14 protein-coding genes and 2 tRNA genes are annotated in these 13384 nt (G+C 55.1%); 6 read left to right on the top strand and 10 right to left on the bottom strand.

Annotation, left to right across the window (positions count from 1 at the left end; translation table 11 throughout):
- Position 1: 1 nt before the first annotated feature.
- Positions 2–1870: an AMP-dependent synthetase/ligase gene (locus QP400_RS09795; protein ID WP_048706467.1), complete on the top strand. Its 1869-nt coding sequence runs from the start codon at positions 2–4 to the stop codon at positions 1868–1870.
- 47 nt (positions 1871–1917) lie between these two features.
- Here QP400_RS09795 and QP400_RS09800 read toward each other — a convergent pair whose 3' ends face one another.
- The 5 genes from QP400_RS09800 to tig all read right to left on the bottom strand — a co-directional run bounded on the left by QP400_RS09800 (position 1918) and on the right by tig (position 6379).
- A complete protein-coding gene (locus QP400_RS09800) occupies positions 1918–2244 on the bottom strand; it encodes a chorismate mutase (protein WP_004804643.1) in 327 nt (108 codons plus the stop codon).
- Entirely contained in the window at positions 2244–3506 is a 1263-nt protein-coding gene (gene clpX / locus QP400_RS09805) for an ATP-dependent Clp protease ATP-binding subunit ClpX (RefSeq protein WP_004804641.1), read from the bottom strand. Before clpX ends, QP400_RS09800 begins: the two co-directional genes overlap by 1 nt.
- Positions 3507–3601: 95 nt before the next feature.
- Entirely contained in the window at positions 3602–4252 is a 651-nt protein-coding gene (locus tag QP400_RS09810) for an ATP-dependent Clp protease proteolytic subunit (RefSeq protein ID WP_004804639.1), read from the bottom strand.
- Between the two features lie 9 nt (positions 4253–4261).
- On the bottom strand, positions 4262–4891 hold the full coding sequence (locus tag QP400_RS09815) for an ATP-dependent Clp protease proteolytic subunit (protein ID WP_040314596.1): 630 nt from the start codon (positions 4889–4891) through the stop codon (positions 4262–4264).
- A gap of 126 nt (positions 4892–5017) precedes the next feature.
- The gene (gene tig, locus QP400_RS09820) at positions 5018–6379 is read right to left on the bottom strand and encodes a trigger factor (protein WP_004804635.1); all 1362 of its coding nucleotides are present in this window, start codon (positions 6377–6379) and stop codon (positions 5018–5020) included.
- Positions 6380–6788: 409 nt separating this feature from the next.
- Between tig and QP400_RS09825 the strand changes: the two genes are divergently transcribed.
- The 4 genes from QP400_RS09825 to QP400_RS09840 are packed head-to-tail and all read left to right on the top strand — an operon-like array spanning position 6789 to position 10144.
- Positions 6789–7967 (top strand): trans-sulfuration enzyme family protein, encoded by a 1179-nt coding sequence (locus QP400_RS09825; protein WP_004804633.1) that lies wholly within the window; start codon positions 6789–6791, stop codon positions 7965–7967.
- On the top strand, positions 7967–8749 hold the full coding sequence (locus tag QP400_RS09830; protein WP_004804630.1) for a transporter substrate-binding domain-containing protein: 783 nt from the start codon (positions 7967–7969) through the stop codon (positions 8747–8749). The genes QP400_RS09825 and QP400_RS09830 overlap by 1 nt, the downstream gene beginning before the upstream one ends.
- An 8-nt stretch (positions 8750–8757) precedes the next feature.
- Positions 8758–9426, top strand: coding sequence for an amino acid ABC transporter permease (locus QP400_RS09835; protein ID WP_004804627.1), 669 nt, complete (start codon positions 8758–8760; stop codon positions 9424–9426).
- Complete coding sequence (locus QP400_RS09840; protein WP_004804625.1) at positions 9419–10144, top strand: amino acid ABC transporter ATP-binding protein; 726 nt, start codon at positions 9419–9421, stop codon at positions 10142–10144. The genes QP400_RS09835 and QP400_RS09840 overlap by 8 nt, the downstream gene beginning before the upstream one ends.
- Here QP400_RS09840 and QP400_RS09845 read toward each other — a convergent pair.
- From QP400_RS09845 to QP400_RS09865, 5 genes are all read right to left on the bottom strand, one after another.
- Positions 10141–10431 carry a DUF2316 family protein gene (locus tag QP400_RS09845; RefSeq protein WP_004804624.1) on the bottom strand — a complete coding sequence of 97 codons (291 nt, stop codon included), beginning with the start codon at positions 10429–10431 and terminating at the stop codon, positions 10141–10143. The two genes, QP400_RS09840 and QP400_RS09845, sit on opposite strands and share 4 nt — an antisense overlap.
- Before the next feature lie 11 nt (positions 10432–10442).
- A complete protein-coding gene (locus QP400_RS09850) occupies positions 10443–11120 on the bottom strand; it encodes an ABC transporter ATP-binding protein (RefSeq protein ID WP_004804621.1) in 678 nt (225 codons plus the stop codon).
- A gap of 2 nt (positions 11121–11122) precedes the next feature.
- Positions 11123–12334, bottom strand: coding sequence for an ABC transporter permease (locus QP400_RS09855; RefSeq protein ID WP_004804620.1), 1212 nt, complete (start codon positions 12332–12334; stop codon positions 11123–11125).
- Positions 12335–12336: 2 nt separating this feature from the next.
- A complete protein-coding gene (locus QP400_RS09860; protein ID WP_004804618.1) occupies positions 12337–12741 on the bottom strand; it encodes a DUF4418 family protein in 405 nt (134 codons plus the stop codon).
- 223 nt (positions 12742–12964) lie between these two features.
- A tRNA-Gly gene (locus QP400_RS09865) sits at positions 12965–13038 on the bottom strand.
- A gap of 105 nt (positions 13039–13143) precedes the next feature.
- Here QP400_RS09865 and QP400_RS09870 point away from each other — a divergent pair.
- Positions 13144–13217: transfer RNA gene (locus QP400_RS09870), tRNA-Pro, on the top strand.
- Positions 13218–13384 lie beyond the last annotated feature (167 nt).

Here is a 13384-nt window from a genome sequence, read left to right on the forward strand (position 1 = left end):
CATGAGTGATCCGTTCCAACCAGAAGAAGAGGAAGTGGCCCCGATCCCCTTGACCGACGTGGTTGAGTGGACTGGCCCAACCCTGGCCAAGGTGGAACCGCACCAGACTGTCCCGTGGATCTTGCGCGATAGGGCTGAAAGGGCACCGCACCAGACACTGATTGACCGAAAGTCGCAGTTGGGTGGTTCTTGGATCCACTTGAGCGCAGCCGAGTTCCTTACCGAGGTTAACTCTGTGGCTGCCGGCCTTATCGGCCTCGGTCTAAAGCCCGGCGATCGCATGGCGATTATGGCGCACACCAGCTACGAGTGGACTCTGTTGGACTTTGCCGCGCAGAGCGCCGGCCTTGTTCTGGTTCCGATCTACGAAACGGACTCGGCAGAACAGATTGCCTGGATTCTAGAGGACGCAGATCCGACCCTCGTCGTCACTGAGACGATGGTGCTGAAGCGCCTGGTAATGTCCGTGCAGGACAAGGGCAAGTCGCTAAAGAAGATTCTGTCCCTGGACGACTCTGCCATCATTCAGATTCTGGAGGTAGGCAGGTCTGTTCTTCCTGAAGAAGTCGACCAGCGAGTTGCGGAACTATCTACCGACGACCTTTCGTCTATCGTGTACACCTCGGGAACGTCTGGCCGGCCCAAGGGAGTCGAGCTGACTCACGGGAATTTCACTCACCTGGCGCTAAACGGGATGAAGTGGATGCACGAGATCGCAGCTCCCAAGTCTTCCAGGCTGTTGCTGTTCTTGCCGCTAGCTCACGTGTATGCAAGATTCCTGCAGATGTTCCAAATCGCGGGTAACGGCGTGCTCGGCCACACTCCGAACACCGCTAACCTCCTTGGTGACCTAGCCTCCTTTAGGCCTAGTTACATCCTGGCAGTGCCCCGCGTCCTCGAGAAGATCTACAATGCCGCCGAGGCAAAGGCTGATTCCCACAGGATCACTCGGCGCCTGTTTGCTGCGGCAGCCAAGACGGCAATTGAATACTCTGAAGCCCTTGACACTGAGGCGGGCCCGTCACGTTCGTTGAAAGCGCGGCGCGAGTTCTACGACAAGCTGGTGTTTCACAACATCACCAAGCTGTTGGGACCGAACGCGAAGTATGTCATCTCTGGGGGCGCTCCCCTTGGCCGCCGCCTGGGCCACTTCTTCCGAGGGCTGGGCGTTACCATTCTCGAGGGCTACGGTCTTACCGAGACTAATGCTCCCCTGGCAGTAAATACTCCGCGGCTCACCAAGATCGGCACCGTTGGTCCGCCGATTGCCACGGTTAAGGTCCGGATTGCTGACGACGGCGAAGTGCTGGTAAAGGGCCCTTCCGTTTTCCGGGCTTACCACAATGCCCCTGAACGGACCAAGGATGCTTTCACCGAGGACGGCTACTTCCGCACCGGCGATCTTGGTTCCTTGGACATGGACGGTTACCTGTCCATTACGGGACGCGAAAAAGAAATCATCGTTACTGCTGGCGGCAAGAACGTTGTCCCAGCAACGCTCGAAGATTCCCTTCGCGGTCACCCTCTGATCAGCCAGATTATGGTGGTAGGCGATCAGAAACCGTTCATCTCAGCTCTGGTGACACTCGATACCGAGATGCTACCCAAGTGGCTGAAGAACCGAAATTTGCCCAACATGGACGTTACGGATGCTGCCCGTCACCCCGAAGTGCTGGCAGCACTAGACCGGGCCATTGCCAGGGCAAACAAGCAGGTTTCTAGGGCAGAGTCCATTCGCAAGATCAAGGTCCTGCTAACCGACTTTACTGTTGAAAACGGTCTACTTACTCCCTCGTTGAAGGTGAAGCGCTCAGCAGTCCTGCATCGTCACGCCGATGAGGTAGCCGAGATCTATTCGACCAAGAAGTAGCAGACATAAATTTGTGGGGGGAGCATTTTTGCTCCCCCCACAATTGTTTAAGCCTTCTTTGACTCCTGGCGAATGCGGACGTGGTGGTGGATTACCTCGTCAACAATGAAGCGAAGGAATTTCTTCTCAAAAGCAGGATCCAGCCCGGATTCAGCCGCTAGCTCTTGCAATCTAGCTACCTGCCGCCGCTCCCGATCCGGATCCGCCGGAGGCAAATCAAGCCTAGCTTTTAGGTGCCCTACTTTTTCGGTGCAACGGAATCGTTCAGCAAGAATGTGCACAAGCGCGGCATCAATGTTGTCGATGGTTGCTCGCAGCTGAACTAGTTCTTCAGGAAGGTCACTCCCCTCCTGCAAAGTCTGATCTGCACTCACTACGCGCTCCGTTCTGCCCGCCGCTGTGAGGGATCCTCCCTAACTAGCCTCGCGGTTGCTCCTTCGGTGATCACCTCTGGGGTGATAACCACTTCTGTGACTGTGGGATCAGACGGTACTTCAAACATGGTGGTTTTCAAAACTGATTCCATGATCGAAGACAGCCCCCGCGCGCCAGTGCCCTGCGCAGATGCCAGCTTGGCAATCTCGCGCAGTGCCTCTTCCGTGAAGGTAAGCTTCACGTCGTCTAGCTCAAACAAACTTACGTACTGCTTCACCAGGGCGTTCTTGGGTTCGGTAAGCACCCGCATCAACGCTTCCTCGTCTAGAGCAGAAACAGTGGTGAGGACGGGAAGACGCCCGACGAATTCTGGAATCATCCCAAATTTGTGTAGATCTTCGGTAGTGACCTGAGCATAAAGATCCCCGTGCTCAGACTTAGATTTCAGATCCGACCCAAAGCCGGTGCGGCGCCGCCCCAGCCTCTCTTGGACAATATCCTCGATACCAGCGAATGCTCCGGCGGCAATGAATAGGATGCCCGAAGTATCTATCTCGATAAACTCCTGGTGGGGGTGCTTTCTTCCTCCCTGAGGCGGTACGGAAGCAACCGTCCCCTCAATAATCTTGAGCAGGGCCTGTTGTACGCCCTCGCCCGAGACATCGCGCGTAATAGAAGCGTTCTCGCCTTTACGCCCGATCTTGTCGATCTCGTCAATATAGATGATGCCGCGCTCGGCGCGCTTTACGTCCCCATCTGCCGCCTGGATTAGTTTCAGCAGAATATTCTCGACATCCTCGCCTACATACCCGGCCTCGGTAAGAGCTGTCGCATCGACAATCACGAACGGCACTCGCATCATCCGGGCCAAAGAACGCGCCAGGTGGGTCTTGCCAGTGCCTGTTGGCCCCAGCATCAAGATGTTGGACTTGGTCATGTCCAGATCGATCTCTTTGCCCCCGTCGCGGGCGCGGACCCTCTTGTAGTGGTTGTATACGGCCACCGCGAGTGATCTCTTAGCACTCTCCTGGCCGATTACGTACTGGTTCAGGAAGTCATAGATTTCGATGGGCTTGGGGATTCGGTTGAGGTCCTGGGTATCAGAATGGCCCAATTCCTCTTCAATTATCTCGACACACAGCTGAATACACTCGTTGCAAATGTAAACCCCAGGCCCAGCAATGAGCTTACGAACCTGCTTCTGAGACTTGCCACAAAAAGAGCACTTCAGAAGATCAACGCTTTCAGCAGATGTGGCCACGTTTTCCCCTCCCCGATCGTCACCTTCTACCCTACGCAAAAAAGCGGGTGAAGCGCGATATGCCACGCACTTCACCCGCCAATTAGAGCAATGACTTAGGCCTCTAGTCGCTTGATCTTGCGCGACTGCAGCACCTGGTCGATCAGACCGTATTCCTTAGCTTCTTCTGCCGTTAAGATCTTGTCACGCTGCGTATCAGCATGAATCTGTTCGGCAGTGCGCTTGGAGTGGCGAGCAAGCGTGTTGTCCATCCACTCGCGCATCCGGTCGATCTCGTTTGCCTGCACCTCAATGTCCGAGGCCTGAGCGTAACCACCCTGGCCGGCGAGCGCAGGCTGGTGAATAAGTACGCGGGCGTTCGGTAGAGCCAGGCGGCGGCCCGGACTACCAGCTGCAAGCAGGACGGATGCGGCGGAGGCGGCCTGCCCCAGGCACACTGTCTGGATTTCAGGTTTGATGTACTGCATGGTGTCGTAGATGGCTGTCATTGCAGTAAAGGACCCACCAGGGCTGTTGATGTACATCGTGATAAGAGAATCCGGATCCTGCGATTCCAGCACTAGCAGCTGCGCCATCACATCGTCAGCGGAGGCGTCATCTACCTGAACGCCCAAGAAAATGATCCGATCCTCAAATAGCTTAGTGTAGGGATCCGAACGCTTGAACCCGTAGGCGGTGCGCTCTTCAAACTGAGGCATCACGTAGCGTGCCTGCGGCAGCGAGGCTGCAAAACCCATATTGTTCATCTTTGCCTCCTACTTGTTAGTTCCAGCGTTGATAGCAGAGGCATGCTCGACCACGTGGTCAACAAAACCGTATTCCAGTGCCTCCTGAGCTGTAAACCACTTGTCGCGATCCGAATCGACTTCAATCTGCTCAAGCGATTTGCCAGTACGGTCAGCAGTAATTTGCGCAAGCGTCTTCTTCATCTGCAAGATCAGATCCGCATTGATACGAATATCCGCAGCCGTTCCTCCGATACCGCCGGAAGGCTGGTGCATCATTACGCGAGCGTGCGGGGTGATGTAGCGTTTTCCGGGAGCCCCCGCAGTCAGGAGCAGCTGCCCCATAGAGGCCGCCAGGCCTACCGCGACAGTTGCCACGTCAGGCTGCACCAGCTGCATGGTGTCGTAAATAGCCATCCCACCGGTGACCGAGCCACCCGGGCTGTTGATGTAGAGGAAAATATCGGCTTCCGGATCCTCGGCTGCCAAAAGCAGCATCTTCGCGCAGATCTCGTTAGCGTTTTCGTCTTCCACGGCGGAACCGAGCCAAATAATGCGCTCTTTTAGCAGACGCTCAAACACAGCGCTTCCGGGAGCGCCCGGTGCCGGCTGTTCTGCAGCTACTGGATTTGTCACTACGTCCTCCAAGGTCTTTTTCATTGCTAGGTAATACGGTACCTACTTCCCGCGAATATACCTGCACTAAATACCGTCTTTTCGCTATGGGCACAGGAAGCGGGTATAGGAAAAGTGGGGGCCAAAGCCCCCACTTTTCATCTACAAGACTTACTTGTCTTCTTCACCCTTGTCTTCTTCTTCTGCGGCTTCTTCTGCAGCGGCCTCGGCGGCAGCTTCAGCAGTAGCCTTTGCTTCCTCTTCAGCCGGATCCTTGGTGAACTCGGACAGATCTACAGCGTTGCCGTCCTCGTCTTCGACCTCGACCTCGCGGAGCACCTTGACAAGTGCCTTGTTGCGGGCCATGTCGCCGGCCATCGCCGACATCTGCTGCTGTGCGTTCTCTCCACCGAGCAGCTGAGAGGGATCAATGCCGTAAGCCTGGGCAGTCTGGAAGATGAACTCCAACAGCTCCTGCTGAGAAACCTGCACCTGCTTCTCGGCGACTAGCTTGTCGAGCAGCAGCTGGTCCTTCAGCGAAGCCTCGATTGCCTTCTTAGCCTCTTCCTTTTCCTCATCCGAAGCGGACTCGTCTACGCGGGCCTCAATCTCGGACTTCAGGATGTCCTCGGGCAGCGGCACCTCAGTGTTGTCGCGCAGGTGCTCCAGGACACGATCGCGGGCCTGGACAGCCTGCTCGCCAGCCTTGCCCTGCTCGACATTCTTGCGCAGGTCGGCGCGCAGCTCTCCGATGGTGTCAAACTCAGAAGCCATCTGAGCAAAGTCGTCATCAGCTTCCGGCAGCTCCCGGACCTTCACGGAGCGCAGCTTCAGGTGCACCTTGCCAGCTTCGCCCTCGTGGTCGCCACCGCGCATGGTGGTGTCAAAATCGGTCTCCTCGCCGGCAGACATGCCCTCAAGGGCCTCGTCCATCCCCTCCATCATGGAGCCGGAACCGACCTCGTAGGAAACGCCAGAAACCGAATCGATTTCCTCGCCCTCGACCGAAGCGTTCATGTCGATAGAAACGAAGTCGCCCTTCTGGGCCGCACGCTCAACACCCTTCAGGGAGCCGAAGCGAGTGCGTAGCTGATCCAGCTCTGCCTCCACGTCGTCATCAGAGACCGAAACGTTGTCGACCTTGATCTTCAGGCCGTCGGTAGAAGCAATCTCGAACTCGGGCATGATCTCGACTTCGGCGGTGAATACCAGCTTCTGATCTTCGCCCTTGCCAGTCGGAATATCAGTTACCTCGATGGCAGGCTGAGCCAACGGCTGCACCTTTGCCTCGGCCAGAGCCTGGCTGTAGAAATCAGACATCTTCGAGTTGATCGCCTGCTCGACGACATAGGCGCGACCAATGCGACGATCAATAATCTGCGGAGGCACATGTCCCTTACGGAAGCCAGGAACGTTGACCTGCTGGCCAACCTCCTTGTATGCCTTATCCATTGCGGGCTGTAGCTCTTCAGCTGAAACCTCTACGGTCAGCTTGACCTTGGTCTTCGCAAGGTTTTCAACAGTGGTCTTCACAGTTTCGAACTCCAAATGTATCTACGTTATTCCGGCTAAAGTGCCAATCCCTCTGATACTAAAGCAAAACCCCACCTATAAGGAAACGCGCGGGCAAAGCTGTGAGCTGTTACGCCTTTTAAAACTCACTGCCAACAACCAAAACGCTCGTTTTAGGCGAGTCTACGGATATGGACAAAATTTGCCTACGCAACCTTCACTCGTTAGCATGGTCGGCATGGCTAAGAACACTAACGCGGTACAGTCCGCCACTATGGCTATGGATACCTGTATGTGTATGTGCATGTGCCACATGTGTCGCTAGTCGATTTTTCCTAGCGCTTCAATAGGCGCCCCGAGCGCCAATTCTCTTTTCCTTCCTGCTGGAGCAGTATATCCAGTCACTCCCCCTACGCTGAGTGGATTCAACATGTCTAAACGCAATACCCCTCTATCCATTGCTACCCGCGTCGTAAACGACTTCTCTGCAGCGCGGCCCCATGATCAGTATCAAGCAGTAGTACCACCCATTTATCTCGCCTCCACCTTTGCTCAACATGCCGACGGGACCCCAGCGGCCTACGGTTATCAGCGCAGCGGCAATCCCACCCGCGGTGCCGTCGAATCAGCGGTAGCTTACGTCGAGGGCGCCGAACACGCCCTCGCTTTCGCTACGGGAATGGCTGCAAGCGCAACTATTTTCTCTTCCCTAAAGGCAGGCGACCGGGTACTGCTAACCTCCTCCGTTTACGGCGGCACTTTCCTGTTTGCAGAGAAGTTCTTCGAGGCACGAGCCATCGAATATCAGTTCGTGCCCGACTTCAACGCGATAACTGAAATCCCTTCTGACACCGCCCTTATCTTCGTCGAATCGCCCACCAACCCCACTTTGCGAGTCACCGACATTGCGCACGTAGCCGGCCTGGCGAAGCAAAGCGGCGCGAGGGTAGTAGTCGACAACACCTTCTCTACCTCCTACCTGCAAGACCCACTCGCACTCGGGGCAGATGCGGTCGTTTACTCGGGAACAAAGTACCTGGGAGGGCACTCTGACGTCCTGGCAGGCTTCATCCTCACCAATGATGAGGAATGGTATGCGAGCTTGAAGATTGCCTCAAAAGCACTGGGCAATCCCCTTTCTCCTTTCGACTCCTACTCCATCCTGCGCGGCCTAAAGACTCTAGTTATCAGGATGGACCGCCAACAGCAGAACGCCCTCGAACTACGAAAAGCACTAGAAGAGCACCCCGCAGTCGAGCGCGTCCTTACACCCGGGTGGTATTCAGAAAAAGAGGCTCAAATCCACGCTCGCCAATCGCATGGCGACGGCGCCCTCTTCTCATTTGAGCTGAAGAAAGGCATCGATTTTCACACCTTCGCCTCCCACCTCAACATCATTCGCTTTGCCGTATCGCTGGGCTCGGTAGAAACCCTAATTTGCCACCCGGCCACCATGATCCACGAAGACCTGACCCCCGAAGAACGAGAAAAGGCAGGCATCTCGGATCAACTGCTCCGCCTCGCTGTAGGAATTGAGGACGTGGCAGACCTGCGCGCCGATCTACTTGGAGCGCTTTCTTATGTAACCCCACTAAATAACGAGGAATAATGAAAAAGACACTACGTTTCATTGCCGCCAGCACAATCGCAGCACTTGCACTAGTAGGCTGCTCTAGCTCCGCCTCGGATTCCGCTAAGAAAATAGAGTCTGAAGGCAAAATCCGGGTCGGTATTGAAGGCACCTTCGTCCCCTACGGCTACCATGATCCTTCGGGCAAGCTAGTGGGCTTTGAGGTAGAAATTGCCAAGCAGATCGCCAAATACATGGGAGTGAAACCCGAGTTCATTGAAACTAAGTGGGATTCGCTCATTGCAGGCCTGGACACCAATAAGTACGACATCGTAATCAACAACATCAACCCGACCGAAGAACGCAAGCAGAAGTATGACTTCACCAAGCCATATGCTCTTTCTCGTCCGCAGATCCTGACCAAGGAAGACTCGGACATCAATTCGCTTGCGGACATCAAGGGCAAGAAGTGCGCCCAAACTCCCTCTTCGGACTATGGTCAGACTGCCGCCAAGGCGGGCGCAAATGTAGTTCCCTCCCAGGGCTTTTCCGAATCGACCCAGTTGATTGCCAACGGTCAGGCTGACTGCACGGTCAACGACGTGGTCACGGTAGCTGCCTTCTTGAAGAAGAACTCCCAGAAGGGTTTCCGCGCCGTGGACGTTCCCGACGCGGAACCAGTAAAGATCGCGATCATGCTCCCGAAGCATCAGGAGGAGCTAAAGAAGAAGCTCAATGCCTCCATCTCTAAGGGACAAGATAACGGAGCATTCTCGTTGATCTTCATCCAGCAAATCGGCGAAGATATCTCCCCCAAGTAAGGACTCTAATGCATACAATCACGCTTTGGATCGAGGCCTTTCCGCAGTTGCTTGCGGCAACCGCCAAGGTCACTATCCCCCTATCGCTCGTTTCGTTCGTAATCGCGCTGTTGCTAGGTATCGCGACCGCCCAGCTGAGGCTGTCTAAACTGGCCGCGGCCCGGTCCATTGCGTGGTTGTATGTATGGATTTTCAGGGGGACTCCCGTCCTCGTCCAACTATTTATCGTCTTCTACGGCCTCCCAAAACTAGGCGTCTCCTTCTCTCCATGGACCGCCGCAATCGTTACTTTCTCGCTTAACTCGGGTGCCTACATTGCCGAGGGCGTGCGCGGGGCGCAACTGTCCATCCCCGCCGGCCAATGGGAAGCTGCCTCAACGCTGCGGCTAAGTCATTGGCAAACACTGCGCCACGTCATTGGGCCGCAGATCTGGCGCATTGCCTTGCCCCCACTCGGAAATGAATTTGTGAACCTAGTAAAGTCCACCTCGCTTGCCTCGGTAATCACGATCTCCGATGTGTTCCAGGTAGGCCAGCAGATCACCGCCCGCACCTACGAACCGCTCATTCTTTACACCGAGGTAGCAGCCATCTATTTAGTCATTTGCACGGGCCTTACATGGCTGCAGGGCTACTTAGAAAAGAAAACTTCAAAGTATGTGGTAACCAATGATTAGCATCAAAGACCTCTCAAAATCCTTCCCCGGCAAAGCGCATGCCCTAGATGGGGTTTCCGCTTCTTTCGCCCCCGGAAAAACGACAGTGATTGTTGGCCCTTCCGGATCGGGTAAATCAACTCTTCTGCGCACGCTCAACCTGCTCGAAATACCAGATGAAGGCCATCTACAGGTGGAAGACGCCGAGTTGGCTTTCCCCACGAAGGTCAGCCGCGCAGCCAAAGAGAACCTCCGCCAGCACTCGGCCATGGTCTTCCAGGGCTACCACCTGTTCCCCCACCTAACAGTTAGGCAGAATGTCGAGCTAGCTCCGAAAGTTTTGAAACGAAAGGGCCCTCTCGACACAGAACGGCTGCTCCAAGATGTAGGCATGGCCGAAAAGGCCGACTCTTATCCCGCTGCCCTTTCTGGCGGGCAGGCACAGCGCGCCGCTATCGCAAGGGCAATGGCGCTAGAACCAAAGTACCTTTTTTGCGACGAGCCAACCTCCGCCCTCGACCCGGAACTAGCCGCCGAGGTATCGAAAGTGTTGACCAAACTCGCTGCCCGCGGCCAAGGATTAGTAGTGGTCACGCACGACATGTCTTTTGCCCGCAGGGTTGCCGATGCGGTGCTGTTACTTATAGATGGAAAGATATATTTCGACGGAACGCCCCAGGAATTCTTCAATTCCACGGACGAACGAATCGTACAGTTCCTGTCGGTATTCGAGGGCTAACGCTCGTCGCGCACGCCGAACCACCCTCTGGCGCTGCGCCGAGCCCTCTCGGTCAACTTGCTGAACGGGTAGACTTCCCCACCGGCATCTTTGACTGCCGTCTCGAGCTTGTCGCGCAAAAGCCACACGAGGGCGGGATCGCACCCCGGAGCCAAGGACAAAGTCTGGCGGGTAGTGGCCACGTCCAACCCGGCGCGGTCAGCAAGGCCTTCTACGCCGAGTCCACTACGTTTTAGATTCTCTGCTAGTTCGGCGGCGGTATTGGCGGTTTCCTGACGATCCAGCATAAAAATCCCAACTACTTTGAATCAGACCTGGTTAGTCTACCCCTGTCAATCTTGTATATCGACTGGGCCCAGTTCAACGCCTCTAGATCGTGTGTCACCATGAGCACCGCATGTTTTTGCTCGGCCTCTTCTGCCAGTAGATTCATGACCAGTTCTGTGCTTTCAGAATCCAGATCCCCAGTGGGCTCATCGGTAATAATCAGCTCCGGCTCGTTCACTAGGGCCCGGGCAATAGACACCCGTCGCAATTCCCCACCAGAGAGCTCGCTGGGCATCGCTAAAGTCAAGTCCGCTATCCCGAGCTTCTTCATCAGCTCCAATGCTCTAGGTAGCACTTCGTCCTCATCCTTGTCTGCCATAGCGGCAGGCAACAGCACGTTTTGCAAAATAGTCAGAGACGGCAGCAGGGAAGACTGCTGGGTGACATAGCCGACCGTCTTATTGCGCAGATGAGAGATTTCGCGGTCAGTTAGCTCTGCCAGATCTTTCCCGCAGATGTGCACGGTTCCAGTATCGGGTTCCAAAATACCCGTGAGCAGGTTTAGCAAGGTAGTTTTGCCGTTGCCGGAGCGGCCGACGATAGCTACGAATTCGCCCTCGTCAATAGTTAGATCTACTTTGTCTACTGCCGCAAACGGCTTGCCACGGCGCACAAAAGAACGGCTAAGTGCCTTAGCTTCTAGAATCATGCCTACTCCCCTGCCCTAAAGGTCAGATAAGTTTCCTTAGAAAGGACTTTTCGCGTGGCCAATGCGGCCGCAATAACGGCGGTAAGAGTCGAGAATATTAGGCAAGCCAGCGCCAAGCAAATTCCCGTTGCCCATCCGGTGGGCAAATATGGCAATTGCATATTTGACTGAATGAGTCCCGCGAAGGGGTACATGATTAGTGCCCCTAGGAATACGCCCACGGCGCCGCCGCTAGCTCCTAACATGGCAGCTTCCGTCATTAGCAGCTTCACCAGTTCGGCTTTTCTGGCTCCCAGGATTCGCAGGGTCGCTAGTTCTCTCTTGCGCTCGTTGGCGGTGGCCGCGAACACCGCGACCAAAACGATAATTCCGGTCACCCAAAATAGTCCTAGGAAACCGAACATGTAATTAGTAGTAGATCCCAGGGTGGCCTTCATCTTTGAGGTCAGCCCCGCAGGAGTTACTGCGCCCACCTCACGCATATCGCCCATGGCATTGATGTAGGCGGCTACGTCCTCCGCTTGGTAGCCCTTCTCTACTTCAACCAACACATTCGACACAGCCTTGTCGACGCCCGCCACAGCGGGACGGCCAACGGCTTTCGAATAGCTGATCACCATCTTCGTGGTATTCGGATTGATAAATACGGAGTTGTCAAAGCTCGTGCCGGTGGGGGCCAGATGGGCTGCCACGGGGAACTGGTGATTGAACAGCTTAATATTGCCGTTCTCCGCAGGGACGATGTTGGCGCCCGCGATTACTTGCCCGTCTTGCAGCTTGTCGGAATATTGGGAACGAATCCACGGCGCAATAACGAAGTCTGTTTTAGGGTCAAATCCAATGATCTGAAGCTGGGTGGCGCAGCATGGCGCCTTCAGCGAAGAAATGTAGGTTTGCGTGGTTACGTTCTTTACCCCCGCCACTTTCTTCACGGAGGGCGTCGGGTCCTTCTTGAAATAGAAGGTTCCGGGATTGCCCTTCGTGAAGATCCCAGCGGCTTCCTTTTCTGCACCCTTGGGGACGACCATGATGTCGGCTCCCATTCGCGCCTTCACGCTGGACAGCCCTGCCTTCATCGAAAGTGCTGCCAGAGATCCGCCAAAGAAGACGAAGGAAAGGACTGCTACGACGACGATCAGTCCGACTGTGCGACCGGGCTTCGCCGATAGATTCTTCTTGGGTAGCTTTCCTAAAGTGACGAGGTTTGTAGACATTACTACTTAGTTTCAGCTCCGTTGCGTAGATCGAGGTATGCCACTACTGCGCTGATAACGATAGCTAGTACGCTCAGAACCAGTAGCGTCGGGCGGGTAAGTGAGTGACAGTGCATCATAGCCATACCACAAACGCCAATCAGCTTGGTGACAATGGCAATTTCGAGCGCCGCCACGAGGACGACTGCAATGGATAGGCCTGCGCGTACCTTTGGCGCAACGAAGAGTGTAATCAGGCCGAGCAGGGCTATCACAACGCCAATGCCGAGGGAGGCCTGAGCAGTCCAGTGGCAGGGCATGTAGTCGCCCGGCTCACCCATGCACACAGGTGCGAAGGTGAAAGGAGCAACAGCAATCAAGATACCTAGAGCTAATGGGGAGATAGCTCCGATTAGTTTAGTTTTCATCGCTTCTCTTTCGAAGGCTATTTGGACAGCAAAATTGTGTCCCACCCAACCCGATAAAGCAAGGTTAGCCTTACCTTTTTCATATTTTCGTCGTGAAGGTCACACGGCGTAGCGAAAACAGGCATGACTTGCGCGAATGCACTTTCGCGTGCTTTTGAGTGTTTTTTCTGCCGGACTGTTAGCGATGGATTTGTGCTTACGGCTAGAGCCGGCTTTTATTTAGTGGAGCGAGTGACGGGAATCGAACCCGCGTCATCAGCTTGGAAGGCTGAGGTTTTACCATTAAACTACACTCGCGTGTTCGCCATCTGGCGACTGGATCAGTGTAGCGTACTGTTTTCAGTTTTCCTAATCGAAGTTAATTTTCCTATTCCTCTTCGGTGGGGTATATTGTACGAGCCGCGGGGTGTGGCGCAGCTTGGTAGCGCGCTTGCTTTGGGAGCAAGATGTCGCAGGTTCAAATCCTGTCACCCCGACGAACGAGGCCGAAAAAGGGCGAGAACGGGAGTTCTCGTCTTTTTTTGTGCCGAGTGAGGAAGGGGTCGTAGGGAACGTGGTGACCGAATACCCCGACGAACGAGGCCGAAAAAGGGCGAGAACGGGAGTTCTCGTCTTTTTTTGTGCCGAGTGAGGAAGGGGTCGT

The organism is Winkia sp. UMB3158 (assembly GCF_030217145.1).
Lineage (GTDB): Bacteria > Actinomycetota > Actinomycetes > Actinomycetales > Actinomycetaceae > Winkia > Winkia anitrata.